This window comes from Actinoplanes sp. NPDC051861, from assembly GCF_040681145.1.
Classification (GTDB): Bacteria; Actinomycetota; Actinomycetes; order Mycobacteriales; family Micromonosporaceae; genus Actinoplanes.
Window position 1 is genome coordinate 107,413 of the sequence record NZ_JBFAYE010000024.1, and the last position, 23,936, is coordinate 131,348.

The 23,936-nt window shown below is 71.7% G+C and carries 23 protein-coding genes; 17 read left to right on the forward strand and 6 right to left on the reverse strand.

Annotated elements, in window-relative coordinates; genetic code table 11:
• Positions 1-10 precede the first annotated feature (10 nt).
• Positions 11-1,084, forward strand: a complete 1,074-nt coding sequence (locus tag AB0M02_RS39640) for an LCP family protein (protein WP_364236973.1) — start codon at positions 11-13, stop codon at positions 1,082-1,084.
• Here AB0M02_RS39640 and AB0M02_RS39645 read toward each other — a convergent pair.
• Positions 1,038-2,009: a LysR family transcriptional regulator gene (locus AB0M02_RS39645; RefSeq protein ID WP_364236976.1), complete on the reverse strand. Its 972-nt coding sequence runs from the start codon at positions 2,007-2,009 to the stop codon at positions 1,038-1,040. The two genes, AB0M02_RS39640 and AB0M02_RS39645, sit on opposite strands and share 47 nt — an antisense overlap.
• Positions 2,010-2,082: 73 nt before the next feature.
• Between AB0M02_RS39645 and AB0M02_RS39650 the strand changes: the two genes are divergently transcribed.
• Together AB0M02_RS39650 and AB0M02_RS39655 are read left to right on the forward strand one after the other, a co-directional pair.
• Positions 2,083-2,961 carry a DMT family transporter gene (locus tag AB0M02_RS39650; protein ID WP_364236978.1) on the forward strand — a complete coding sequence of 293 codons (879 nt, stop codon included), beginning with the start codon at positions 2,083-2,085 and terminating at the stop codon, positions 2,959-2,961.
• The gene (locus tag AB0M02_RS39655) at positions 2,958-3,416 is read left to right on the forward strand and encodes a group II truncated hemoglobin (RefSeq protein WP_364236980.1); all 459 of its coding nucleotides are present in this window, start codon (positions 2,958-2,960) and stop codon (positions 3,414-3,416) included. The genes AB0M02_RS39650 and AB0M02_RS39655 overlap by 4 nt, the downstream gene beginning before the upstream one ends.
• Positions 3,417-3,774: 358 nt before the next feature.
• On the opposite strand, the gene AB0M02_RS39660 is transcribed toward AB0M02_RS39655, so the two are convergent.
• Positions 3,775-4,716: an aldo/keto reductase gene (locus AB0M02_RS39660; protein WP_364236982.1), complete on the reverse strand. Its 942-nt coding sequence runs from the start codon at positions 4,714-4,716 to the stop codon at positions 3,775-3,777.
• Positions 4,717-4,784: 68 nt separating this feature from the next.
• On the opposite strand from AB0M02_RS39660, the gene AB0M02_RS39665 reads away from it, so the two are divergent.
• Positions 4,785-5,147 carry a MerR family transcriptional regulator gene (locus AB0M02_RS39665; protein WP_364236984.1) on the forward strand — a complete coding sequence of 121 codons (363 nt, stop codon included), beginning with the start codon at positions 4,785-4,787 and terminating at the stop codon, positions 5,145-5,147.
• Entirely contained in the window at positions 5,144-5,482 is a 339-nt protein-coding gene (locus AB0M02_RS39670; RefSeq protein WP_364236986.1) for a VOC family protein, read from the forward strand. The genes AB0M02_RS39665 and AB0M02_RS39670 overlap by 4 nt, the downstream gene beginning before the upstream one ends.
• On the opposite strand, the gene AB0M02_RS39675 is transcribed toward AB0M02_RS39670, so the two are convergent.
• On the reverse strand, positions 5,479-6,891 hold the full coding sequence (locus tag AB0M02_RS39675; RefSeq protein ID WP_364236988.1) for an MFS transporter: 1,413 nt from the start codon (positions 6,889-6,891) through the stop codon (positions 5,479-5,481). The two genes, AB0M02_RS39670 and AB0M02_RS39675, sit on opposite strands and share 4 nt — an antisense overlap.
• 80 nt (positions 6,892-6,971) lie before the next feature.
• On the opposite strand from AB0M02_RS39675, the gene AB0M02_RS39680 reads away from it, so the two are divergent.
• From AB0M02_RS39680 to glgX, 3 genes are read left to right on the forward strand one after another with little or no spacing between them, the layout of a single operon-like run.
• The gene (locus AB0M02_RS39680; RefSeq protein ID WP_364236990.1) at positions 6,972-7,469 is read left to right on the forward strand and encodes a SigE family RNA polymerase sigma factor; all 498 of its coding nucleotides are present in this window, start codon (positions 6,972-6,974) and stop codon (positions 7,467-7,469) included.
• Positions 7,466-8,416, forward strand: coding sequence for a hypothetical protein (locus AB0M02_RS39685; RefSeq protein ID WP_364236993.1), 951 nt, complete (start codon positions 7,466-7,468; stop codon positions 8,414-8,416). The genes AB0M02_RS39680 and AB0M02_RS39685 overlap by 4 nt, the downstream gene beginning before the upstream one ends.
• A gap of 60 nt (positions 8,417-8,476) precedes the next feature.
• Entirely contained in the window at positions 8,477-10,585 is a 2,109-nt protein-coding gene (glgX, locus tag AB0M02_RS39690) for a glycogen debranching protein GlgX (protein WP_364236995.1), read from the forward strand.
• 7 nt (positions 10,586-10,592) lie between these two features.
• Here the strand turns inward: glgX and AB0M02_RS39695 are convergent, their stop codons facing one another.
• Entirely contained in the window at positions 10,593-11,057 is a 465-nt protein-coding gene (locus AB0M02_RS39695) for a hypothetical protein (protein ID WP_364236998.1), read from the reverse strand.
• 92 nt (positions 11,058-11,149) lie between these two features.
• On the opposite strand from AB0M02_RS39695, the gene AB0M02_RS39700 reads away from it, so the two are divergent.
• From AB0M02_RS39700 to AB0M02_RS39710, 3 genes are all read left to right on the forward strand, one after another.
• Positions 11,150-11,539 carry a MerR family transcriptional regulator gene (locus tag AB0M02_RS39700; protein ID WP_364237001.1) on the forward strand — a complete coding sequence of 130 codons (390 nt, stop codon included), beginning with the start codon at positions 11,150-11,152 and terminating at the stop codon, positions 11,537-11,539.
• Positions 11,540-11,601: 62 nt separating this feature from the next.
• Positions 11,602-12,774: a hypothetical protein gene (locus AB0M02_RS39705; RefSeq protein ID WP_364237003.1), complete on the forward strand. Its 1,173-nt coding sequence runs from the start codon at positions 11,602-11,604 to the stop codon at positions 12,772-12,774.
• Between the two features lie 8 nt (positions 12,775-12,782).
• Positions 12,783-13,484 (forward strand): hypothetical protein, encoded by a 702-nt coding sequence (locus tag AB0M02_RS39710; protein WP_364237005.1) that lies wholly within the window; start codon positions 12,783-12,785, stop codon positions 13,482-13,484.
• On the opposite strand, the gene AB0M02_RS39715 is transcribed toward AB0M02_RS39710, so the two are convergent.
• Together AB0M02_RS39715 and AB0M02_RS39720 are read right to left on the reverse strand one after the other, a co-directional pair.
• Positions 13,467-13,823, reverse strand: a complete 357-nt coding sequence (locus tag AB0M02_RS39715; protein WP_364237008.1) for a hypothetical protein — start codon at positions 13,821-13,823, stop codon at positions 13,467-13,469. The genes AB0M02_RS39710 and AB0M02_RS39715 overlap by 18 nt on opposite strands.
• Entirely contained in the window at positions 13,810-14,652 is an 843-nt protein-coding gene (locus AB0M02_RS39720) for a universal stress protein (protein WP_364237011.1), read from the reverse strand. Before AB0M02_RS39720 ends, AB0M02_RS39715 begins: the two co-directional genes overlap by 14 nt.
• A gap of 132 nt (positions 14,653-14,784) precedes the next feature.
• Here AB0M02_RS39720 and AB0M02_RS39725 point away from each other — a divergent pair, with 132 nt between their 5' ends.
• From AB0M02_RS39725 to AB0M02_RS39750, 6 genes are all read left to right on the forward strand, one after another.
• The gene (locus AB0M02_RS39725; RefSeq protein WP_364237014.1) at positions 14,785-15,576 is read left to right on the forward strand and encodes a universal stress protein; all 792 of its coding nucleotides are present in this window, start codon (positions 14,785-14,787) and stop codon (positions 15,574-15,576) included.
• A gap of 20 nt (positions 15,577-15,596) precedes the next feature.
• Positions 15,597-18,113, forward strand: coding sequence for a pyruvate, phosphate dikinase (gene ppdK, locus AB0M02_RS39730; protein ID WP_364237015.1), 2,517 nt, complete (start codon positions 15,597-15,599; stop codon positions 18,111-18,113).
• A 9-nt stretch (positions 18,114-18,122) separates the two neighbouring features.
• Positions 18,123-18,446: a hypothetical protein gene (locus tag AB0M02_RS39735; RefSeq protein ID WP_364237017.1), complete on the forward strand. Its 324-nt coding sequence runs from the start codon at positions 18,123-18,125 to the stop codon at positions 18,444-18,446.
• A gap of 169 nt (positions 18,447-18,615) precedes the next feature.
• On the forward strand, positions 18,616-19,464 hold the full coding sequence (locus AB0M02_RS39740) for a universal stress protein (RefSeq protein ID WP_364237018.1): 849 nt from the start codon (positions 18,616-18,618) through the stop codon (positions 19,462-19,464).
• A 94-nt stretch (positions 19,465-19,558) separates the two neighbouring features.
• Positions 19,559-23,359 (forward strand): PAS domain S-box protein, encoded by a 3,801-nt coding sequence (locus AB0M02_RS39745; RefSeq protein ID WP_364237019.1) that lies wholly within the window; start codon positions 19,559-19,561, stop codon positions 23,357-23,359.
• Positions 23,360-23,450: 91 nt separating this feature from the next.
• On the forward strand, positions 23,451-23,906 hold the full coding sequence (locus AB0M02_RS39750; RefSeq protein ID WP_364237021.1) for a DoxX family protein: 456 nt from the start codon (positions 23,451-23,453) through the stop codon (positions 23,904-23,906).
• Positions 23,907-23,936 lie beyond the last annotated feature (30 nt).

Below are 23,936 nucleotides of genomic sequence, written 5' to 3' on the forward strand. Positions count from 1 at the left end.
CATCCGCCCGTTGACCGAAACGGGAGGGCGGGAACACGTGCGCAAGCCGGGGAAAGCGCTGCTGCGAATCGCGGCCGGATGTCTGCTGCTGATCACCGCCACCGGCGCGCACGCCGCCGTGCCGCAGGGCATCGACGGGCCGATCAACCTGCTGCTGGTCGGCATCGACCCGCGCGGCACGCACACGATCCCGCTCGCCGACTCGATCATCGTGGCGCACATCCCCGCCGACCGCGACGGCGCGTACCTCTTCTCCCTGCCCCGCGACCTGGTCGTGCGGATTCCCGCCTTCGCGCCGTCCGGCACCGCCGCCGAGCGCCGGAAGATCAACGCGGCGATGGCGCTGGGCAGCGTCACCCCGGGCCGGGACCCCAGCGCCGAACAGGGCTACGAGCTGCTGTCCCGCACCGTCGGGCAGGTCACCGGGATCGCGAAGTTCGACGCCGGTGCCGTGGTCACGTTCGGCGGCTTCACGAAGATCGTCGGCGCGCTCGGCGGGATCCGCATGGCCATCGACCAGGACGTCGTCTCCGAGCACCGCAGGCCCGACGGCACCGCCCGCGACCGCCTGCCCGAGTGCCGCGGCGACCACAACTGCCTGCGCCCGTACACCGGACCGCAGAAGATTTACCCGAAGAGCGACAAGCCGGTGCGCCTCGAACCGTGGGAGGCCCTCGACTTCCTGCGGCAGCGTTACGGCCTGCCGCGCTCGGACTACGACCGCCAGCGTCACCAGCGCCAGTTCCTCACCGCGGTGGCGAAGAAGCTGCGCAAACACCCGGAGAAGCTGGCCTCGGTCATCAGCGCCGCCGGCAAGGACCTGACGTTCCTCGGCGGCGGCCACACAGCCGCCGCCTGGGCCGCCGAGCTCAAAGACATCAGGATCACGGAGGTACGCTCGATCGACCTGCCCGGCAGCGCGCTGTTCGAGAGGGGCAAATACCTCGGTGAGAAGCTTCCTCCCGCCACCGGCAGGTTCTTCACCGCGGTGGCGCAGGACCGGGTGGCGTCGTTCCTGATCGACCACCCGGGCGTGGTCACAGTCGACGGCTGGCCGCCACGACCGCGTCCACAAAGGCCGTGAGGGCGGGTGAGCGCGGCCCGTCACGGGTGACGAGGAACAGCCGCCGGCCGAGCCGGGTCTCCGCGACGTCGCGCACGGCCAGCGCCGGGTCGTCCACGGGCAGTGTCATGGCCGGCAGCAGCGCCACGGCGCCGGTGAGCCGGACCAGCTCGAGCTGGACGTCGGCGTCGCCGGAGCGGTGCCGGATGTCGGGCTCGAACCCGCCGAGCGAGCGGCACGTGCCGACCAGCATGGCGTGGTGCCCGGTCGTCTCCTCCGAGGTCGCCCACACGGCGTCACGCAGCGCCGCAACCGGCACCGCCCCACCGGCCACCGCTCCACCGGCCACCGCTCCGCCAGGCCCCGCGCCACCGGGCCCCGGGCCGCCGGGCGCCGCCAGCCGGTGATCGGCGGGCAGCACGAGCTTCAGCTGCTCGGACAGCAGCGGGTCGAAGCGCAGGCCGGGCGGGCGGGGCCGGGGATGACCGTCGTACTCGTCGCTGATCACCAGGTCGACGCTGCCGAGGCGCAGGCCGGGCAGGGCCTGTTCCAGCTCCAGCTCGGAGATCTCCAGCCGGACCCGCGGGTGAGCGGCCGTGGTGGCGGCGACGGCCGGGACCAGCAGGCGCCTCGCCGCGGACTGCACGCCGCCGGCGCGCACGCTTCCGCGTACCTCTTCTGCCAATGCCGCAAGATCGGCGCGCGCCGCCTCCGCCGCACCCAGCAGAATGCTCGCGTGCCGGGCCAGCAGCCGGCCCGCGTCGGTGAGCCGCACGCCTCGCCCGGCCTTGGCGAACAGCGGCGTCCCGGCCTCCTTCTCCAGCAGCGTCAGCTGCTGCGACACCGCCGACGGGCTGTAGCCGAGCGCCTCCGCGACCGCACCGAGCGTGCCGCGCTCCTCGAACTCGCGCAGGAAGCGCAGGCGGCGCAGATCCAGCTCGACCATCCACTTATCCTAACGAATCAGCTCCACGAATCATCACTGGACCTGAACGGTTGCCGGGCCCGACGCTGGAGGCATGGGACCGCTCCTCTGCCTCGTCTCGGCCGCCTGCTTCGGCGCGATGGCGATCTTCGGCAAGCTGGCCTTCGACGCCGGCGTCTCCCCCGGCGCACTGCTGCTGGTCCGCTTCGGCCTCGCGGCCTTCGCGCTCAGTGCGCTGATCCCCCTGCAACCGGGTGCGCGGCCCGGGCGACGGGCGTTGCTCATCGCGGTGGGTCTGGGAGCCTGGGGGTACGCGCTACAGGCGACCCTCTACTTCACCGCCCTGCAGCTGATGGACGCCGCACTGCTGTCGCTGATCTTCTACACCTACCCGATCCTGGTGACGGTGGCTGCTGTACTGCTCGGCCGGGACCGGCTGACCCGGGCGCGCGGAACCGCCCTGGTCGCCGCGTCCTGCGGCACCCTGCTGGTGCTGGCCGGCACCGGCGCCGTCGCGCTCAGCCTCGCCGGCGTGCTGGCGGCGCTCGGGTCGGCGGTCACCTACACCGTGTACATCATGGTCGCCGACCGGGTCGTGCACACGATGCCGCCACTGACGCTGTCCGCGCTGGTGATGACCGGCGCGACCCTCGCCCTGGGCACGCGCGCCGCGGTGACCGGCGGCGTGGATCTCGGGTTCACCGCGCGCGGCTGGCTCTGGGTGGCCTGCATCGCGCTGGTCTCGACGGTGTGCGCGATCGTCACGTTCTTTGCCGGGCTGCGCCGCACCGGCCCGTCCACGGCCGCGATCCTGTCCACCTTCGAGCCGGTGGTGACGATGACCCTGGCCGGCCTTGTCCTGGGCGAGTCACTGACCGGCGTACAGCTGGCCGGCGGGCTGCTGGTGCTGGCGTCCGCCGCTATGCTGCAATGGCGTAAGTCTAATTACAACATTACGAAGGTGGCCGTATGACTGTTCCCACCCTCTACGAATGGGCGGGCGGCTCCGCGGCGCTCGAACGGCTGACCGAGCGGTTCTACCAGCTCGTGGTGGCCGACGACGTGATCGGGCCGCTGTTCGCCAACATGGATCCCGGCCACCCACGTCACGTCGCGATGTGGCTGGCCGAGGTGTTCGGCGGCCCCGACCGGTACACCACAGAGCGCGGCGGCTACCCGAACATGCTCGCCCACCACCTGGGCAAGGGCATCACCGAGGCGCAGCGGCGGCGCTGGGTGAACCTGCTCGTGGACGCGGCCGACGAGGTCGGGCTGCCGGACGACCCGGAGTTCCGGGCGGCGTTCATGGGCTACATCGAGTGGGGCACCCGGCTGGCCCTCGCCAACTCCCAGCCCGGTGCCACCCCTCCACCGGACGCCCCGGTCCCCCACTGGGGCTGGGGCGTAGCACCCCCGTACCAGCCCTAACGCGTGTGGAGTTCGGCCCCCGTCCACACCCCAACTCCACACACAACCACCCCAACCACCCAGCGTGTGGAGTACGGCCCCCGTACGCACCCCAACTCCACACACGGCCACTCCGACCACCCGGCGTGTGGAGTACGGCCCACCCACGCACCCAACTCCACACGCAACGACACCGACCACCCGGCGTGTGGAGTACGGCCCCCGTCCGCACCCCAACTCCACACACGACCACTCCGACCACCCGGCGTGTGGAGTACGGCCCCCGTCCGCACCCCAACTCCACACACGACCACTCCGACCACCCGGCGTGTGGAGTACGGCCCACCCACGCACCACAACTCCACACGCGGCTGGTGGGTCAGGCGGCTGCGTGGAGGCGGGAGCGCTGGTTGTCGGTGAGGGACAGGGCTCGGGCGCCCATCGCCTCGCTGATCTGGGCGGCTGTCGTCACGCCGACGATCGGTGACACCCGCGCCGGGCCGCCGGCCAGCCACGCCAGCACCACCTGGTTGCGGGTCGCGCCCAGTTCGCCCGCCACCTCGTCCAGCGCGGCGAGCCGCCGCACCGTACCCGGGTGGTCGTAGGCCGACGGCAGCGGCCGGTCCGCGCGGGTGTACCCGCCGTCGAGCAGCGTGTTGTAGGCCCACAGCCACTGCCCCGTGGCTTCGACGTAGTCGAACGTCTCCGGCGTCGCGTGCACGTGACCGCTCTGCGGCAGCGCCACACCCGGCAGCGGCTGAAGATAGGACCAGCGCAGTTGCATGGTCGTGTACCCGGTCAGCCCCCGCGCCGCCGCGATCTGCCGGGCCTGCTCGACCCGCCACGCCGGATGGTTCGACGCGCCGAGCCGCGCCACCCGCCCGTCGGCCACGAACCCGCCGAGCGCCTCGACCGTCTCCTCGAGGGGCACCGACCGGTCCTCGATGTGCGCCCAGTACAGGTCGACCGCCCCGGTCTGCAGCCGCTCCAGGCTTGCCGCGAGCGCACCGCGCAGCGCCGGCGCGGACAGTCCTTCCACGTGCTGCGGGTAACCGCCCGGCACCGTCGGCTCCGCACCCGCCTTGGTGCTGAGGAGCACTCGCGTGCGCATCCCGGGCCGCTTGCTCAGCCACCGCCCGATGATCGTCTCGCTCTGGCCGCCGAGGCCGCTCTCGTCGATCCACCAGGAGTAGTTGTTCGCCGTGTCGATCCACGTTCCGCCCAGGTCGGTGAACTGGTCGAGAAGGTCCGCCGACTGTGCCTCGTCCACCCGCGTGCCGAACGCCAGCGCGCCGAGGACGATCGAAATCTCCGTTGCCATGACCGATAGCCTGGGTGCTGGAGCGCGCTCCAGGTCAAGCTGTGGTGGAACTTTCGGGGAGGCAGCACGTGCCGTACAAACCTGGCGAGGCGGCGGACCGGATCGGGGTCAGCATCGACACGATCCGCTACTACGAGAAGATCGGCCTGCTGCACGGCATCCGGCGCGACTCCGGCGGCCGGCGGGTGTTCTCCGACGACGACCTGGGCCGGCTGGGCCTGCTGCGCTGCCTGCGCGACTCCGGGATGCCGATCGCCCGGCTGCGCCGCTTCGCCGAGCTGCTGCAGGGCGGCGAGGACAACGCCGACCAGCGCGCCGCCCTCCTCGAGGAGCACGACCGGGAGATCGACGACAAGGTCGCGCAGCTGCGGCTGGAGCAGGAACGCGTCCGCGAGAAGATCAAGTGGTACCGGTCGGTGCACGGCCAGTGATCCCGTACGTCAAGAGCGTCACCTTCGACTGCACCGACGCCCTGGTCGTCGCCCGCTTCTGGGCCGCCGCTCTGGGCGGCGAGCTCGACCCGGACGCGACCAGCGCCAAGGCGTTCGTGGAGGCACCCGGCTGGGGCGGCCCGAGCCTGTGGTTCCAGCGCGTCCCCGAGCCGAGGACGGCGAAGAACCGGATGCACTTCGACCTGCGCGCCCCGGGCGGCGACGTCACCGCCGAGGTGGTGAGGCTGCAGAAGCTCGGCGCCACCGTCGTGACACCGGGCGAGCTGACCGTCATGGAGGACCCCGAGGGCAACATCTTCTGCGTCGAGGACTAGTCGCGCGGCGGCGAGGCGGTTGTCGCGGGGTGGTCGGTGGGCTTTTTCGCGTACGCATGCATTGCTGTTGATCTTGCCCAACGGCCTGTGCTGAAGATGCCCAGGGTGAGCACCGCCAGGCCCAGGCCGCACATGATCCACCAGCCGGCGTGCGCGGTGCCGGCGGTGGCGGTGGCCATGACCGCGCCGATGACCGCGACGCCGAGTGCGGTGCCGACCTGGCGGCTGGTGGAGGCGATGGCCGCGGCGACGCCGGCGCGGGCGCGGGGCATGCCGGAGACGGCGGTGTTGGTGATCGGGGTGTTGACCATGCCGAAGCCGAAGCCGAAGACGAGGTATCCGGCGAACAGCTGCCAGACTCCGGTGTCCGGTCCGGCCCAGGTCATCGGGAGCAGGCCCAGGGTCATCGCGACGCCGGCCAGGATGAGTGGCAGGCGGGTGCCGCGGGTGGCGACGAGGCGGCCCGAGATCGGCGAGGCGAGGATGTTCATCGCGGCCAGTGGGAGGGTGAACAGGCCGGCCTCAAGGGGAGTGAGGCCGCGGTCCTCCTGCAGGTAGAGGGTGTTCAGGAACAGGAAGCCGGCCAGGGAGGCGAACGCGCAGATCGCGATCAGGGTGGCTCCGGTGAAGGGGGCGCTGCGGAAGAGGCCGAGTTCGATCAGGGGCTCGGTGCGGCGGGGTTCCCAGCGCAGCAGGGCGGCCAGGGCGGCGCCGCTCAGCGCGAAGCCGCCGAGGATCTCCGGCGAGGTCCAGCCGGCGGCGGGGCCCTCGATGATCGCGTACGTGAGCGCCGCCAGCAGCACGAAGACCAGGACCTGGCCGACCGGGTCGAGGCGGCGCGGGTGGACGGCGCGGGACTCGGGGACGAAGCGCCGGGTCAGCAGGAACGCGGCGACGCCGACCGGGATGTTGATCCAGAAGATCGACTCCCAGCCGAACGACTGCACCAGCACGCCGCCGGCCACCGGGCCGATCGCCAGGCCGAAGCCGTTGACGGCGCCCCAGACGCCGATGGCGCGGGCGCGTTCCCGGTCGTCGGTGAACGTGTTCGTGATGATCGACATGGCGACCGGGTTGAGCATCGAGCCGCCGACGGCCTGCACCGCGCGGAAGGCGATCAGCCAGCCCAGGCTGGGTGCGACGCTGCACAGCAGCGAGCCCGCCGTGAAGACGGTCAGGCCGATCTGGAAGACGCGGCGGCGGCCGACGCGGTCGGCCACCGAGCCGGAGAGGACCAGCAGGCTGGCCAGGACCAGGGTGTACGCGTCAAGCGTCCACTGGAGCCCGGAGACCGACGTGCCCAGGTCCTCGCGGATGGCCGGGAGCGCGATGTTCACGATGGTGGCGTCCACACTGATGAGCAGCAGGCTCATGCAGCAGATCGCGAGGACGAGGTAGCGGCGTGGCACCCCATCGTTCTACCCGGTAAGCGGAATCCCAGCCTCGCGGCGTCCTCTATATCGACAGTGGCCAACCGGGGGGAGCGGCGGTGCACAGCGGATTCGAGGAGTATGTGAGGGCCCGGGGCGACGCCCTGCGGCGCTTCGCGTACCTGCTCTGCGGTGACCGGCACCTGGGCGAGGACCTGGTGCAGGAGGTGCTGGTCAAGGCGTACCGGCGGTGGTCGCGGATCGAGGCGGACCAGCCGGACCGGTATCTGCGTACGGCTCTGGTGCGCTCGCACGTGTCGTGGCTGCGCCGCAGATCCAGCGGGGAGCGGCCCGGAGCGGTCGCCGGTGAGCGGGCCGCGGCCGGTGACTTCGCCGATCAGCAGGCCGTCCGCGACGACCTGTGGGCGCGGCTGGGTCTGCTCACCCGCGCGCAGCGGGCGGTGCTGGTGCTGCGCTACTACGAGGATCTCGACGACCGGCAGATCGCCGGGGTGCTGCGGTGCGCGCCGAGCACGGTACGGGTGCACGCCGCCCGCGGACTGTCGCGCCTGCGCGCCGACCTGATCCCGTCCATGACCGAGGGAGCGTCATCGTGAGCCTGGAAGACGACCTGCGAGTGGTGCTGAGTGACCGGGCCGCGGAACCGGCGCCGCAGCCGGACCTGCTGGAGAGTGTGCGTACCGGCGTTCGCCGCGACGGGCGGCGGCGGGCGCTGCTGGCCGGTGCGGCGGCGGCGCTGGCCCTGGTCGTGGCGGCGGCCGCGCCGGCCGTGCTGTCCGGCCGGGAGAGACGGGCCGCGCCCGCGCCGGCGGCCGGCCTCGTTCCGCCCCCGTGGTCCGTTCCCGGTTTTCCGATGCGGCCGTCCTGGGCGCCGGGCGACCTGGGTTCGCCTGAGGTGGTGGTGTTGGGCCCCAACACGGTGCTGAAGTACGAACGGGACGTGGAGGTCCTGCAGGCGGAGACCGGGCCGATCGCCCCGGACTGGGAGGTCGAGACCACCGAGGAGCACGCCGTGGACGTCGGCGGGCGCCCGGCGACCGTTCGGACCGCGGACGACTACGACGGCGCGCGGCCCGGTGACCGCTTCGTCGGGGTGCGGTGGCGGGCCGCCGGCGGGGACTGGGCGCAGGTGGTGAGCCTCGGGACACGCACCGAGGACGATGTGCTGCGCTTCGCCCGGGGGCTGGGGCCGGGCACGGTGGCCGGGCGGGCCTCGGTGGTGGCCGGTCTCGTTCCGCCGGGCATGGTGCTGCAGCACCACAGCGAGGGTTCGCTGTGCATGGCGCCGCCCGCCGACGTCGCGGCGAACCGGCAGCCCTACGGCCTGTGCATCGGCGTCGGCGGTGAGCCGTTCGAGTTCCCGCCGTCAGCGGAGAAGGTGACCGTGGGCGGGCGGCCGGCGACGTACCTGGCGGAGGGCGCGCGGCTGGAGGTGGACCTCGGCGGCGGGCGGATCCTCGACATGTCCTGGGACCCGGAGGCCCTGCCGCTGACGAGACAGGAGGCGATCCGGATCCTCGAAGGGGTCACGATCGCGAACTGAGGGCGAGCATCACAGCGGGTGGGCGTTTTCAGCCGGGCACGGATTGGGCATCGTGGGCGCATGCATATCTGGCCGGGAAACCCGTACCCGCTGGGTTCCACCTATGACGGTGGGGGTACCAACTTCGCGATCTTCTCCGAGGCCGCCGAGCGTGTCGAACTGTGCCTGTTCGACGAGGACGGCACGGAGACCAGGGTCGACCTGCCGGAGCGCGAGGCGCTGGTCTGGCACGGGTACCTGCCGAGGGTGCTGCCGGGCCAGCGCTACGGCTACCGCGTGCACGGACCCTACGACCCGTCGCGGGGGCTGCGCTGCAATCCGAGCAAGCTGCTGCTGGACCCGTACGCGAAGGCGATCGACGGCGACTACCGCTGGGATCCGGCGCTGTTCTCCTACGAGTTCGGGGACCCGCAGTCGTACAACGACGCCGACTCGGCACCGTTCGCCCCGAAGTCCGTGGTGATCAACCCGTACTTCGACTGGGGCAACGACCGCCCGCTGAAGGTGCCGATGTGGGAGACGGTGATCTACGAAGCGCACGTCAAGGGCATGACGATCCGCCACAAGGACATACCCGAGGACGTACGCGGAACCTACTCCGGCCTGGCCCACCCCGTCATGATCAAGTACTTGAAGTCGCTGGGTGTCACGGCGGTGGAGCTCATGCCGGTGCACCAGTTCGTCCACGACAGCGCACTGCACGAGCGGGGCCTGAGCAACTACTGGGGCTACAACACGATCGGCTTCTTCGCCCCGCACCACGGGTACGCGTCGTTCGCCGGGGGCGGCGGGCAGGTCCAGGAGTTCAAGGCCATGGTCAAGGCGCTGCACCAGGCCGGTATCGAGGTGATCCTGGACGTCGTCTACAACCACACGGCAGAGGGCAACCACCTCGGGCCGACCCTGTCGTTCCGAGGCATCGACAACCCGGCCTTCTACCGCCTCGTCGACGAGGACAAGCAGTACTACTACGACACCACCGGAACCGGGAACAGCCTCAACGTCCGCCACCACGAGTCCCTGCGGCTGATCATGGACTCGCTGCGGTACTGGGTCACCGAGATGCACGTCGACGGCTTCCGGTTCGACCTGGCCGCCGCCCTGGCCCGCGAGTTCCACGAGGTGGACCGGCTCGCCGCGTTCTTCGACCTGGTCAACCAGGACCCGGTGGTGTCACAGGTCAAACTCATCGCCGAACCGTGGGACGTCGGCGACGGCGGTTACCAGGTGGGCGGATTCCCGCCGAACTGGACCGAGTGGAACGGCAAGTACCGCGACTCGGTGCGCGACTTCTGGCGCGGCGAGCCGTCCAGCCTCGGCGAGTTCGCCTCCCGGTTCACCGGCAGCTCCGACCTCTATCAGGACGACGGCCGGCGCCCCATGGCGTCGATCAACTTCGTGACCGCGCACGACGGGTTCACCCTGCACGACCTGGTGTCGTACAACGAGAAGCACAACGACGCCAACGGCGAGGGCAACCGCGACGGCGAGAGCCACAACCGGTCGTGGAACTGCGGTGTCGAGGGCCCGACCGACGACGCCGAGATCGTCACCCTGCGGGAGCGGCAGAAACGCAACTACCTGGCCACCCTGCTGCTCAGCCAGGGCGTGCCGATGATCGCCCACGGCGACGAGCTGGGCCGCACCCAGCAGGGCAACAACAACGTGTACTGCCAGGACAACGAGCTCAGCTGGATGGACTGGCAGGACGCCCGCCAGTACGACGTGCTCACCGGCTTCGTCCGCCGCCTGCTCCAGCTGCGCGCCGAGCACCCGATCTTCCGGCGCCGGCGCTTCTTCACCGGCGATCCGGCCGGCGACTCGAAGCTGCCCGACATCGCCTGGCTGCGCCGCGACGGCGAGCCGATGACCGAGCCGGACTGGAACACCCGCAGCGGCATGACCATGACGGTCTTCCTCAACGGCCACGGCATCCCGGAACGCGACGCCCTCGGCGAGGAGATCCGCGACGACTCGTTCCTGCTGCTGTTCAACCCGCTCGACGAGGACGTGGCGTTCACCCTGCCGACCCGGGAGTACGGCCGCACCTGGGAACTGGTGTCCAGCACCGCGGACCCGCTGCTGGCGGGACGGCGCAAGACGGCCCGGGCGGGCAGCCAGGTGTCGCTGGTGCGGCACAGCCTCGCGGTCCTGAGGTGCCGCTACTGACCGATGATCAGGCCTCGGGAACGCCGCCGCCGGTGCCCGCGCGGTCGAACCGCATGACCGTCCCGGACTCGCTCGTGGTGACCGCGATCCCGCCCTGAGAGAGCCGCTGCTTCATGCCGGCCACACCGCCCGCGACGTTGTCCGGCGCATCGTAGAACTCGTCCAGCATCGTGCGGGCCATGTCTTCGTCGCCGGCGGCGACACCCTCGACCAGGCCGATCTCCCACCGGACCTCACCGGCGGCAGCGCTGATCCGGAAGTCGTAGAACGGGCAGCAGGCCTTCTCCCTGGCGGCCAGGTCACGGACCCACGCCTCGACGCCGTCGTCGGCGCGGAACAGTAGCCGGACCTGCTGCTCGGTTCGCTCCCGGCCGGTCAGCGACTGCGCGAACAGCCGCTCGTACTCGGCCATCCGCTCCTCGGCGGTGTCCCGCGCGCCGGTCAGGTCGCACACGATCGGTTCACTCGGCATCTCGTTTCTCCTTTGCTCGGTCTTCGGATGGCGCCGGGTTCGACCACGAGCTTAAAATCTGGACTCAGGTCCAGAGTCAAGAGGAGACGGGCATGAAAATCGGGCAGGTGGCGTCCGAAGCCGAGGTGACCATCGACACCGTCCGGTTCTACGAACGCCGCGGTGTCGTGCCGGTGCCGGCCCGCCGGCCCTCGGGCTTCCGGGACTATCCGGCCTCGACCGTGGAGCGGATCCGCATGGCCCGCATGCTCCAGAACCTCGGCTTCACCCTCGACGAGATCATCGAAATGCTGCACGCCCATGACGACGGCACCGCCACCTGCGACAGCGAACGCTGGCGGCTCGAAGGCGCCCTCGACCGCATCGACACGAGGATCGGCGAGCTGCGGCGCACCCGTCGGCTGATCACCGACAGGCTGCAGGAATGCCGCACCGGACAATGCCGCTTCACGGCTCAGGCCGACGACAGCCTCCCGCACTGACTGTTTGGCGGCACTGTCGGTCACATGATTGCGGCGCCGCCGCGCCCGGCGACCCTCGGGTTATGGACACTGCCCCACCGGCCGCGACGCCGGACATCCAGCCGGTCGGCGGCCCCGTGTCGGTGGCCTGGCGCGAGGGCACCCTGACCCGCGCCAAGGAACTCGAGGCGCTGGCGGCCTGGGTCCGCGTCCGCCACCCGGACCAGGACAACGAGATCCTGCAGGAAGCCATCCGCTGCCATCTCGAAGCGGCCCGCCAGGCCGCCCGCGTAGACAAGCTGAGCCCGCGCCGGAGGATGCGGCTGCTGCGCAACGGGCCGCTCATGGAACGCGCGTCGAGCAACCTGGACGCGGCCGAGGCGCACCTGCTCAACATCGCGCCCGCCGACTACGTCCTCGGGCAGATGCCCTGCCTGCTGCGGCACGTGCAGCGCCACCTGCCGGTCGGTGATCCGGCACGGGTGGAGTTCGAGCGGATCGCGCGCGGCGTCGGCGTCGGCGACCCGGACCGGCCGGCCGGCGCACCGGCGGATCAGGGCGACCACCTCAAACGCGTCGACGACGAGCGCGGCAAGATCGTCACCACGGTCCGGTCCGCCGGGTCGGCGGCGCTGCGCGAGCACGTACGGCTGCGCAGCTTCCGCAACGTCGTCGTGGTCACCGCGGCGCTCATGGGACTGCTGGCCATCGGCGTGGCGTTCCTCGGCCTGATCCGGCCGACCCTCATCCCGCTCTGCTTCACCCCCGAGGACGCCGGCGTCGCGACGACCGTGTGCCCCACCGCCCAGTCCGACCCGTTCTGGCCGATGGGCAGCGACGGAACCCCGCCCGGTGGCGTCCCGGAACGCGACATCGACGAGGTGGTCGCCGACACCGCCACCCGCCAGGACCTGATCATCGTCGAACTCGTCGGCCTCACCGCCGCCGCCGTCGCCACCGCCGCCGCGATCCGCCGCATCAAAGGATCCTCCGAGAGGTACGGGCTGCCGGTCGCCCTCGCCGTGCTCAAACTCCCCACCGGCGCGATCACCGCGTTCCTCGGGCTGCTGCTGATGCGCGGGCAGTTCGTGCCCGGCCTCAGCGCCCTCGACACCAGCGCGCAGATCCTGGCCTGGGCGCTCGTCTTCGGCTACGCCCAGCAGCTGTTCACCCGTCTGGTCGACCAGCAGGGCCAGACCGTCCTCAACAGCGTCCGCTCCGCGAACGACATCCGGCCCACCCCGGCCACCACCTGAGGAGCCTCATGCCCCGCACCTTCCTGCCGTCCCGCGACGGGTTCGCGTTCGTCAACTCGTGGCCACGCCAGCCGGCCGTGACCCTGCCGACGCCGTTCGGCGACATCGGCGTGGGCAACGCCGAGGGCGGCCTGTGCGGCGGCATGGTCTTCGCGGCGCTGGACTTCTGGCACGCCGGTACGGCCACGCCCGCCGAGCGCCCGGCGAAGGACGACCCGCTCTACACCTTCCTGGTGGACCGCCTGATCGACTCCTGGCACCTGCCCGCCGGCGTCGTGCAGTACTACCAGTGGATGAACCTGCCCGACGGCGACAGCAGCTTCACCGCGCTCGGCCGCCGCGTGCTGATCGAGCGCGGCGTGTCGTGGCGCACGATCCGGGTGCAGTGGGCGCAGATCTCCAAGGACCTGGACAGCGGCGTGCCGGTACCGCTCGGCGTGGTCACCATCGACTCCAAGGATCCGCGGGACCTGGCCCTCAACCATCAGGTGCTGGCGGTGGGCTACAACCGGATCGGCAACCGGGTCACGCTGCGGGTGTACGACCCCAACCGCGGCCGGCGCGACGACACGTTCATCGCGTTCGACACGGGCGCCCCGGCGCGGGCGACCACGTTCGGCCACAACCTGGGCATCGGCGGGAACCGGGTCCGCGGCTTCTTCCGCGCGGCGTACCGCCCGCGCCGCGTCCCGTCACCCCTGGGCCCTTAACCATCCGCCGGTGGGCGTGCGGACCTCCAGGCCCACCACCGGCGCGTCCGGAGCGTCGCCGTCGCGGACGAACCGCACGTCGGGGCAGCCCTCGACGACCGGCTGCCAGCCGGCGGCCGGGTCGTGGACCGAGTGCCGGCGGCAGTGCTCCTCGTCGGTGAAGCCCCAGGCCATCAGCACCTCGCGGCCGTCGTAGGAGTAGCGGCCGACCGAGGCGATCCGGTCACCGTCGGTGCGGCGGTAGAAGTCGGCGCGCAGCCCGGGTACGGCGACGCCCTCGAACCCGCAGTCGGTTGCCGACCGGTGCGGGGCGTATGTCGTGAGGTCAGGAAGGGACAACGTTGTTCCTGTTCGGCTCGGGTGTACTGGCGTTTCCCCTCCAGTCGTGATCTAGGTCGGGAAAGTTCCCACCCGGTCGGGTGACACCCCATCCCGGGGGCACCAGCAGCACCGGGCACATCCCGCGGCTACCGGCGGAGATGCTGTGGATCAGCTCGGCGGTCCACCCCACCTCCCCTCTCCCGGCCACCAGCAGGCGGCCGCGGCGGCCGGCGCGCTCGACGGTGTACGCCACATCGGGCTCGCTGATCAGCAACCGCTCGGTCGTGACGCCGGGCCACCGGGTCGTCCAGCCTGCGAGCGACACCGCCAGCCGGCCGGCCCCGGACTCCCCCGGTGCCGCCACGTGCACCGCCACCAGCAAGGATCCGGCTCGGGACGCCGCCTCGTAGGCCGTACCGACCGTGGCACTGTGCCGCCCGGAAACGCCCACGACCACCGGCCCGTGCCATGCGTGCGGCCCGCGATGCACGAGCAGCGGGCACCGGCAGTGCTGGGCGAGGTACGCCGCGGTCGTGTCCCGTCCGTGGTCGCCGACCACCACCAGGCACGCGCGCCCCGACCGCTCGACCAGCTCGACGGACGCGCTCCTCCCGGCCAGTTCGGTCCACACCCTCAGTTCCGGCCGGGCCCGGCGGGCGTTCCCGGCCGCAACCTCCAGCAGCCTGCGGCCCGCGACCGCGTCCGGGCTCGCGTGCACGATCTCCAGGGGCACGTCCCGGTACGAGGCCTCGGCGGCCGCGACGTCGATCACCCGCAGCCCGTCCGGCACGTCGCCGACGCCGACCACGACGGGCAGCCTCTCCCGGTCCGCAACGACACCGCTCATGGCACGCACGCTAGGCACCCCGGCGCCGCACCCGGCACGACCGGCAGCCCCGAGCGGACGGGACCTCCGGCCCTGACGACCGGACATCGACAGGCATGCCATGGAGGGAGAACCGAACAGGAGGTCCATCCCATGATCATCGTTGGATACGACAGCTCGCCCTGGTCCGAGGCCGCCCTGACCTGGGCAGCCGACGAGGCCGGCCGCACCGGAGCGCCCCTGCAACTGGTCTACGCGGACGAGTCGCCGGTCAATGACGCCGCAGGCACGCTCGACCGCGCCGTCGCCCGCGTCAAGACGATCCAGCCCCTGATCGACGTCACGGCCCGGATCGAGCGCGCGCCCGCCGCGCGGGCACTCGTGGACCTGTCCCTGGAGGCCGGCCTGATCGTGGTCGGTGCGCGGGGGCACAGCGCGGTCGGCGGGCTCCTCGGCTCGGTCAGCACGGCGGTCAGCGCGCACGCGCGGTGCCCGGTGGTGGTCGCGCGCGGCGAGCCCGCCTCGCACGCCACGGTGGTCGCCGGGGTGGACGGCTCGGCCCTGGCGTCGTCCGTGCTCACCTTCGCCGCCGAACACGCGGCCGCCCGCAAGGCCACGCTGCGGGTCGTCCGCGCGTGGCCGCCGGTGACCGGGCTGTGGGAGGAGACGGCGATGGCGACCTACACCGTCACCGCTCACGAGCGGGAGCCCTTCGACGCCATGGTGACCGAGGTCCGCGACACGTTCCCGGACCTGACGGTCGAGGCGGAGGCGACGGTGGCGCACCCGGCGGGCGCGCTCGTGCGGGCGAGCGCCGGGGCACAGCTGCTGGTGGTGGGCAGCCGGGGGCACGGGGCACTCGCGGGGCTGCTGCTCGGCTCGGTCAGCCAGCACCTGCTGCGCCACTCCGAGTGCACCGTCGCCGTGGTGCACCGCACCCGCTGAGCCGAAGGCGAGGTACGACGATGTCCCGCTATGTTCACGACTTCTTCGAGGGCGACAAGGACCAGAAGGACCTGCTCGGCGGCAAGGGCGCCAACCTGGCCGAGATGACCAGGATGGGCCTGCCCGTGCCGCCCGGTTTCACCATCACGACCGAGGCCTGCCGCGAGTTCCTGCGCACCGGCGCGCCGCCCGCCGGCCTGTTCGCCGAGGTCGAGGTGCACCTGCGGCTGATCGAGGCGCGGCTCGGCAGGCGGTTCGGCGACGCCGACGACCCGCTGCTGCTGTCGGTGCGGTCCGGCGCCAAGTTCTCCATGCCCGGGATGATGGAGACCATCCTGGACATCGGCCTGAACGACCACATCGGCCACGACCCGGACTCCTACCGCCGGCTGATCCAGATGTTCGGCCGTACGGTGCACGGCATCCCCGCCTTCGACTCCGACGACGTCGACGAATGCAAGAAGGTCTTCCGGGAGCACACCGGCCGCGACTTCCCGCAGTCGCCGCACGAGCAGCTCTACGCCGCGATCACGGCGGTGTTCGAGTCGTGGAACAGCGAGCGGGCCCGGCTCTACCGCCGGCAGGAGCACATCCCGGACGACCTGGGCACCGCGGTGAACGTGATGGCCATGGTCTTCGGCAACCGCGGACCGCGGTCGGGCAGCGGTGTCGCGTTCACCCGTGACCCGGCCACCGGGCTGCGCGGCGCGTACGGCGACTACCTCCCGGACGCGCAGGGCGAGGATGTCGTGGCGGGGATCCGCAACACGCTGAGCCTGGACGACCTGGCCCGGATCGACCCCGCCTCGCACACCGCGCTGCTGTCGATCATGGACAGGCTGGAGCACCACTACCGCGACCTGTGCGACATCGAGTTCACCATCGAGGACGGCAAGCTGTGGATGCTGCAGACCCGGGTCGGCAAGCGCACCCCGGCCGCCGCGTTCGTGATCGCCGCCCAGCTCGCCGAGGAGGGCGTCATCACGCTCGACGAGGCCCTGCGCCGCGTCTCCGGTGAACAGCTGACCCACCTGATGTTCCCCGCGTTCGACCTGGACGCCGCACCGGAACCGCTGTTCACCGGCATTCCGGCGTCACCCGGCGCCGCCGTGGGCGAGGTCGTGTTCGACGCGGCGGACGCCACCGCCAAGACTGCGGCGGACGCCGCCGCCGGCAAGATCCTCGTCCGGCCCGAGACCACCCCCGACGACCTGCCCGGCATGATCGCCGCCCGCGGCATCCTGACCAGCCGGGGCGGCAAGACGTCACACGCCGCCGTCGTGGCCCGCGGCATGGGCAAACCGTGCGTCTGCGGCGCCGGAGACCTCAGCTCCCTCCAGGCCGGCGACGTGATCTCGCTGGACGGTGCGACCGGGCACGTCTACCCGGGTGCCGTCCCGGTTCGCCCCTCACCCGTGGTCCGCGCTCTCGAGGGCGAGGCGATCGACGACCCGCTGCCCCGGGCGGTGCGCAAGCTGCTCGCGCACGCCGACCGGGTGGCGCGGATGACGGTGCACGCCAACGCCGACACCGCCGCGGACGCTCAGCGGGCCCGCCGGTTCGGCGCGACCGGAATCGGTCTCTGCCGCACCGAGCACATGTTCCTCGGACCTCGCCGCGCGCTGATCGAGAAGCTCATCCTCGCGGACGACAGCCGGGAGGCCCTGGACGAACTGCTCCCGCTGCAGGTTGACGACTTCGCCGAGCTGTTCGCCGCGATGGACGGCCTGCCCGTCACGATCCGGCTGATCGATCCGCCGCTGCACGAGTTCCTGCCCCCGCTGGACGAGCTGGCCGCGCGCGTCGCCCGCGCCGAGGCGCTCGGTCAGGATCCGGGTGACGACGGCAGGCTGTTCACCGCGGTGCGCCGGATGCACGAGCAGAATCCGATGCTGGGGCTGCGCGGCGTACGTCTCGGTCTGATCATTCCCGGCCTTTTCGCGATGCAGGTCCGCGCGGTCGCTCAGGCCGCGGCGGCCCGGGTCGCCGCGGGCGGCAACCCGAGGCCGGAGATCATGGTTCCGCTGGTCGGTTCGGTCAAAGAGCTTTTGATCGTACGCGAGGAAGCACTCCGAACCCTCTCGAGCGTGGATGGCGCCCCGCCGATCCCGATCGGCACCATGATCGAGGTGCCGCGGGCCGCGCTGACCGCCGGCGAGATCGCGGAAGCGGCCGACTTCTTCTCCTTCGGCACCAACGACCTCACCCAGATGACGTGGGGTTTCTCGCGCGACGACGTGGAGGGCGCGTTCTTCGGCCGCTACCTCGACCTCGGCATCTTCGGCGCGTCCCCGTTCGAGACCCTGGACGTGCCCGGCGTCGGTGAACTCGTCCGCACCGCCGTCGACCGCGGCCGCGCGGCCCGCCCCGGCCTGCCCACCGGCGTCTGCGGCGAACACGGCGGCGACCCCGCCTCGGTGCGCTTCTTCCACGACGCCGGCCTCGACTACGTGTCCTGCTCACCCTTCCGCGTCCCGGTGGCCCGCCTCGAAGCAGGCCGCGCGGCCGTAGGCACCTCGTCCTCCGACAGCCGCTAGGAGCCCACCATGACCACCCAGCACGAACCCGTCCGTCCGGTGCGCTACGGACAGCGAGAGATCGGGGCATACGTCACAGCGCCGGACGGTGTCACCTTCGTCCCCGCTGTCGACGTGACCGTGATCGTGGTGGCCGCCCTGACCGCCGCGACCGCGATCGCGGCCGTGGTGTCCGCCGGCACCGCCGTGCGCCGGCGGCCCACGATCGGCACGGTGACCATGGGCCCCGGCGGCTGGCTGAGCCTGCGCAACAGCGCCGCACCAGCACTCCGCCCGACCTCCACCACCCGCCGCCCGTGGTGGGCCCACGCCCTACAAGCCCACCGTGTGTGAACTTCGGGCGCGGAGCGGGGCGCAAACCCACCGTGTGTGAACTTCGGGTGCGGAGCGGGGCGCAAATCCACACGGTGGGTCGGGGGGCCTGGGGTGGCGGGACCTGGTGCCCTGCCCGGCGGCATCGACGGGGATCACGCTGAAAGCAGGAAACGGCGAAGGAGGAATCATGCGCATCCCGGCGATCGTCGTCGCAGTCGACGGCACCGAGCACAGCCGCGCGGCCGTCCGGTGGGCCGCACGGGAGGCGGAGCTCTCCCACCGGCCGCTGCTGCTGACCCACGTCATGGACTGGGACTGGGCGGCCGAACGGTACGCCTTCGGCGGCCACCAGTTCGAGGCCGCCCGCAGGTTCGCGGAGGGCGTCGTCGCACGCGCGGCACAGGAAGCGCCGCCAGAAGGGGTCGAGACCGGTGTGGCCATCGGTGACGCCGCGGCTCAGCTGATCATCGCCTCCGAGGGCGCGGACCTGCTGGTGCTCGGCAGCCGTGGCCGCGGCGGGTTCGCGGGCCTGCATCTCGGCTCGGTCAGCCAGCGGGTCGCCATGCACGCCAAGTGCCCGGTCGTGGTGGTCCGCGGCCGCGACCTGCCCGTCGAGGGACCCGTCGCGGTGGGCGTCGCCGACGACGACTCGGCCGCCGGGGTGCTGGAGGCCGCGTTCACCGCCGCCCGTGCCCGCGGTACGACCCTCTCGGTGATCCGGTCCTACCTGCCGGCCGTGCCCGCCTACTGGGGTCACCTGCCGCCGGCCCAGGTCCACACCCCCGAACAGGACGAGACCGAACGGGCCCGGCTGACCGCGCAGCTGGCACCGTGGCGGGAGAAGTTCCCGGACGTACCCGTGGAGCTCCTGCTCTCCCACGACAGCGCGGCGGCCCTGCTGGTGGGCGTCTCGCACGGAACGCAACTCGTGGTGGTGGGCACCCGTGGCCACGGCGTGATCGCCGGTACGCTGCTCGGCTCCACCGGCCTGCAACTGCTGCACCACGCCGACTGCCCGGTCCTGATCGTGCGGTGAGTCCGGCCCTTATCCAGCATCTCCGCCCTCAAACCCGCGCCGGGGGTGGAAACTCAGAAAGATGCCTCCGGCCGCAGAACCGCGACCGCCTGCGATGCCACAGATCGCAGCGGGAGCGCTCGCACTGGTACTCGGCTTCGCGGCGCTGGGCTGGCGCGTGCTGGAGACCGGGCCGGAGGGCAGCGGCGGCACGCACGCCGACGGTCTGCAGGCCTCCGGCTGGTGCCTGGTCGCGCTGGGTGCCGGTTCGCTGGCGGTCGCGTACGCCACACGCCCCGCCACCCAGCTCCTCTGCCTGATCTTCCCGCTGCTCGCCGTCGTGGGTGTCCTGGCCGTCCCGATCACCGCGCCGGCCGCCGCGGTCACGTTCGGCCTGATCGCGGCGGCCCAGGCGGCACTCCTCCCGGTCGCTGCCCGGACGCTGGCCGCACCCGCCGGCCAGATCTGCGCCTGCCTGGCGTGCGGCATCAGCGTGCTCGACTGCTACGGCGTGCTCTTCCGCGCGCCCGCGTTGCTGATCATCCCGGACATGTGGGGCGCGTCGATGACCGTGGCCGTCGCCTCGTTCGCGCTGTCGTTGGCGGTGCTGGCCGCGGGTCCGCCGACCGGTGTCGCCCGGGTGCTGTTCGACAGCGGTGTGAGCGCCGTGTTCACCCGCCGGCTGCTGGCCGCCGCACTGGTCGTCCTGCCGCTCGTCGGGCTGCTCCTGATCGCCGGGCAGAACGCGGGCTGGTACGGGATTCACGTCCGGTTCGCCATGATGGTGGCCGCCAACGTGATCCTCGTGCTCCTGGTCGGGCTGGTGACCGGCGCCCGGTCCGCACGGATGGAGGCGGCCGGCGCGGCGACCCGGGCGGAGCTGCGGCAGCAGAACCAGATCGGCCTCATCATGAGCACGACGCCGACCGCTTTCGCCGTACGCGGACTCGACGGCCGCTATCAGATGGCCTCGCGGGCGTTCGAGGAGCTGTACCACCTCGCACCGGGCGGCGCGATCGGGCTCGCCGACCACGACCTGCACACCCCGGAGCAGCTCACCGAGGTGGTCCGCCGGGACCGCACTGTTCTCGGGTCCGGCCAGCCGATGATCTTCGAGGACGAGACGTGGGACGAGGAGCACGGGACGCGGACTTTCGTCACGACCCTGTTCCCGCTCTGCGACGAGAACGGCCGGCCGGAGGCGATCTGCAGCGGGATGACCGAGATCACCGAGCTGCGGGTGGCCGAGGGCCGCTTCAAGAGCCTGCTCGACGCGTCACCGGAGGCGATGATCTGCGTGAACGCCGAGGGCCGGATCGTGCTGGCCAACGCCCGCGCGCTGCAGGTGTTCCGGTACGAGCGGGCGGAGCTGGTCGGCGCCTCGGTCGAGTCGCTGGTCCCGGAGGCACGCCGGGCCCGGCACATCGCCCACCGCCGCGACTACCTGGCCAACCCGGTGCCGCGCCCGATGGGCGAGGGCATGCGCCTCACGGGGGTACGCAGCGACGGCACCGAGTTCCCCGTCGAGATCAGCCTCGCCACGGTCGACGGCGACAGCGGGCCGGTCGTCTTCGCCGCCGTGCAGGACATCACCGAACGCCTCGTCCAGGCGCAGACCGACGCCCAGCTCGCCGCGATCGTTGAGACGTCCAGCGAGGCCATCATCAGCAAGGACCTCGACGGCAACGTGCTGACCTGGAACCCCGGCGCCGAACGGCTGTACGGCTGGACCGCCGCCCGGATGATCGGGCGCAACGTGTCCGTGCTGCTTCCCGCCGACCGGCCCGGCGAAGAGCGTGAGCTGCTCGCCCGCGTGCGCGACGGCGAGATCATCAAGCACCACGAGACCCGGCGGGTGCGCCACGACGGCCACGCCATCTACGTCTCGCTCAGCATGGGACCGGTACGCGACCCGGCGGGCACCATCGTCGGCGCGTCGACGATCGCGCACGACATCACCGCCGACGTCGAGGCGGAGCAGCGGCTGCGCAGCGAGCGCGAGCAGCTCGAAATGATCATGGCAGCGGCCAGTGACCCGTTCGTCAGCATGGACGAGCACGGCCGGATCACCGAGTTCAACGGCCAGGCCGAGCGCGTCTTCGGCCGCCGGCGCGACGAGGTGCTCGGCGTGGAGGTGGTCGGCAACATCGTCCCGGGCCGCTACGCCGGCGCGCTGGATCGGGTCCTCGACGGGCGCTGGGACTGGCTGCTCGACCGTCCGACCGAGATGTACGCGCTGCGCCGCGACGGCACCGAGCTGCCGATCGAGCTGACGCTGTGGCGTACCCGGCGCAACGGCACGCCCACCTTTCACGCTTTCGCCCGTGACATCACGGCGCGCCGGCAGACCCAGCTCGCCCTCGGTCAGGCCCGCGACCAGGCGATCGAGATGGCCCGGCTCAAGTCGCAGTTCCTCGCCTCGATGAGCCACGAGATCCGTACCCCGATGAACGGGGTGATCGGGCTGAGCGGCCTGCTGCTGGAGACGGCGCTGGACCCGAAACAGCGCCAGTTCGCCGAGGGCATCCGCAACGCCGGCCTCGGCCTGCTCTCGGTGATCAACGACGTTCTGGACTTCTCCAAGCTGGAGGCCGGCAAGGTGCTCCCCGACCGGGTCGACTTCGAGGTGCCGAGGCTGCTCGACGAGGTGGTGGCGCTGCTGACGGACTGCACCGGCGACAAGAGCCTCACGGTGTTCGCGCACTGCGATCCCCGGATCGCCCACCCGATCTGCGGTGACGCCGGCAAGCTTCGCCAGGTGCTGCTCAATCTGGTCGGCAACGCGATCAAGTTCACCGAGCGGGGGCAGGTGGCGGTGACCGCCACGCCGGTGGGCGACAGCGGGTCCGGCGTGCCCCTGCCGGTGCGGTTCGCGGTGACCGACACCGGCATCGGGATCGAGGAGGACAAGCACGGCCTGCTGTTCGAGCCGTTCACCCAGGCCGACGCCGGAACCACCCGCCGCTTCGGCGGCACCGGCCTCGGGCTGGCGATCTGCCACGAGCTCGTGGCGGTGATGGGCGGCAAGATCGACCTGACCAGCCGGCCCGGTCAGGGCAGCACGTTCTCCTTCACCGTCCCGCTCTGGCCGGCGACCGCCGACGTCGTCGCGCCCGCGCCGGCTCCGGCCGTCACCACCGGGCGTGCATCGGGGCAGGGTCACGTCCTGCTGGTCGAGGACAATGAGATCAACCAGACGGTCGCCCTCGGCATCCTCGCCGGCCTGGGCTGGACCGCCGACGTCGCCGCCGACGGACGGGCCGCGGTCGCCATGGCCGCCGCCGGCGACTACCAGGCGATCTTCATGGACTGCCTGATGCCCGAGATGGACGGCTACACGGCGACGGCGGAGATCCGCCGCGGCGAGGCCGCCGGAGTTCACGTACCCATCATTGCGATGACCGCCGGGGCGATGGCCGAGGATCGCGCCCGGTGCCTGGAGGCGGGAATGGACGATCACATCGCCAAACCGGTGATGCCGCAGGACATCGCCGGCGCGCTCGACCGCGCGCGGGCCGGACAGCCGCCGCCCGAGCCGGCCGGTGACGTGCGCCGGGAGATCGAGCAGCGCCTCGAACTCCTGCGCTCGGCGGCGCCGACGCTCGACGGGGACGCCCTGAGCGGCCTGCTGCGCCGGCTGACCGAGCAGGTGCCGGCGCTGGTCGACGACATCTATCACGCGCTCGCGCTCGACCACGCCGAGGCGCTCGCCGGCGCGGCCCACCAGCTCAAGGGTGCCGCCGGCAACATCGGCGCGCAGTCGCTGGCCGACGTGGCCGACCGCGTGGAGAAGGCGGCGCGCGCCGCCGACATGGACGCCGCGGTGGCCGCGGTCACCGGGCTGCGGCCGGTCGCCCAGCGCACGCTCGACGCGGCGGAAACCGTCGCCACCGCCCTGAGCAGCGCTCATTCTTAGAGGAAATTTATGATCGTCAATCTTATGACAAAACAGCGAACCTCTAACGTGGATTGTCAGGTTAGCCCACGTTCAGACAGAGGAGCGCGTATTGTCTTCCCCTCGCATCCCCCAGATCGTCTGGCCGCTGTTCCGCATCGTGATCGGTCTGCTGTTCACCTGCCACGGCCTCGCCGGGCTGTTCGGCCTGCTCGGTGGCCATCGCGGCACCGGTGAGCCGATCCCGGTCGGCACCTGGCCGAACTGGTACGCCGCACTGATCCAGCTCGCCTGCGGCCTGCTGGTGCTGTTCGGCCTCTTCACCCGCCCGGCCGCGATCCTGGCCTCCGGCTCGATGGCCTACGCCTACTTCGTGGTCCATCAGAGCGAGGGCCTAATGCCCATCCAGAACGGCGGCGTCACACCCGCCCTCTACGCCTGGTCGTTCCTGCTCATCGCGGCACTCGGCGCCGGCCAGTGGTCCGCCGACGCGCTCATCGCCGCCCGCCGCGGCACCGCACCCGCCGAGGTGGCGGACCTGGTGAGGACGAACGACCCGGTGCACTGACCGCGAGCCGCGGCCCGTGGGTCAGCGCCG

Coding starts and splice junctions, on each gene's coding strand:
- AB0M02_RS39660 (WP_364236982.1), bottom strand. CDS start 4,716: ATGGCAACGGAGATTTCGATCGTCCTCGGCGCGCTGGCGTTCGGCACG.
- AB0M02_RS39650 (WP_364236978.1), top strand. CDS start 2,083: ATGGGACCGCTCCTCTGCCTCGTCTCGGCCGCCTGCTTCGGCGCGATG.
- AB0M02_RS39745 (WP_364237019.1), top strand. CDS start 19,559: ATGCCACAGATCGCAGCGGGAGCGCTCGCACTGGTACTCGGCTTCGCG.
- ppdK (WP_364237015.1), top strand. CDS start 15,597: ATGTCCCGCTATGTTCACGACTTCTTCGAGGGCGACAAGGACCAGAAG.
- AB0M02_RS39735 (WP_364237017.1), top strand. CDS start 18,123: ATGACCACCCAGCACGAACCCGTCCGTCCGGTGCGCTACGGACAGCGA.
- AB0M02_RS39705 (WP_364237003.1), top strand. CDS start 11,602: ATGGACACTGCCCCACCGGCCGCGACGCCGGACATCCAGCCGGTCGGC.
- glgX (WP_364236995.1), top strand. CDS start 8,477: ATGCATATCTGGCCGGGAAACCCGTACCCGCTGGGTTCCACCTATGAC.
- AB0M02_RS39700 (WP_364237001.1), top strand. CDS start 11,150: ATGAAAATCGGGCAGGTGGCGTCCGAAGCCGAGGTGACCATCGACACC.
- AB0M02_RS39655 (WP_364236980.1), top strand. CDS start 2,958: ATGACTGTTCCCACCCTCTACGAATGGGCGGGCGGCTCCGCGGCGCTC.
- AB0M02_RS39740 (WP_364237018.1), top strand. CDS start 18,616: ATGCGCATCCCGGCGATCGTCGTCGCAGTCGACGGCACCGAGCACAGC.
- AB0M02_RS39710 (WP_364237005.1), top strand. CDS start 12,783: ATGCCCCGCACCTTCCTGCCGTCCCGCGACGGGTTCGCGTTCGTCAAC.
- AB0M02_RS39720 (WP_364237011.1), bottom strand. CDS start 14,652: ATGAGCGGTGTCGTTGCGGACCGGGAGAGGCTGCCCGTCGTGGTCGGC.
- AB0M02_RS39695 (WP_364236998.1), bottom strand. CDS start 11,057: ATGCCGAGTGAACCGATCGTGTGCGACCTGACCGGCGCGCGGGACACC.
- AB0M02_RS39645 (WP_364236976.1), bottom strand. CDS start 2,009: ATGGTCGAGCTGGATCTGCGCCGCCTGCGCTTCCTGCGCGAGTTCGAG.
- AB0M02_RS39725 (WP_364237014.1), top strand. CDS start 14,785: ATGATCATCGTTGGATACGACAGCTCGCCCTGGTCCGAGGCCGCCCTG.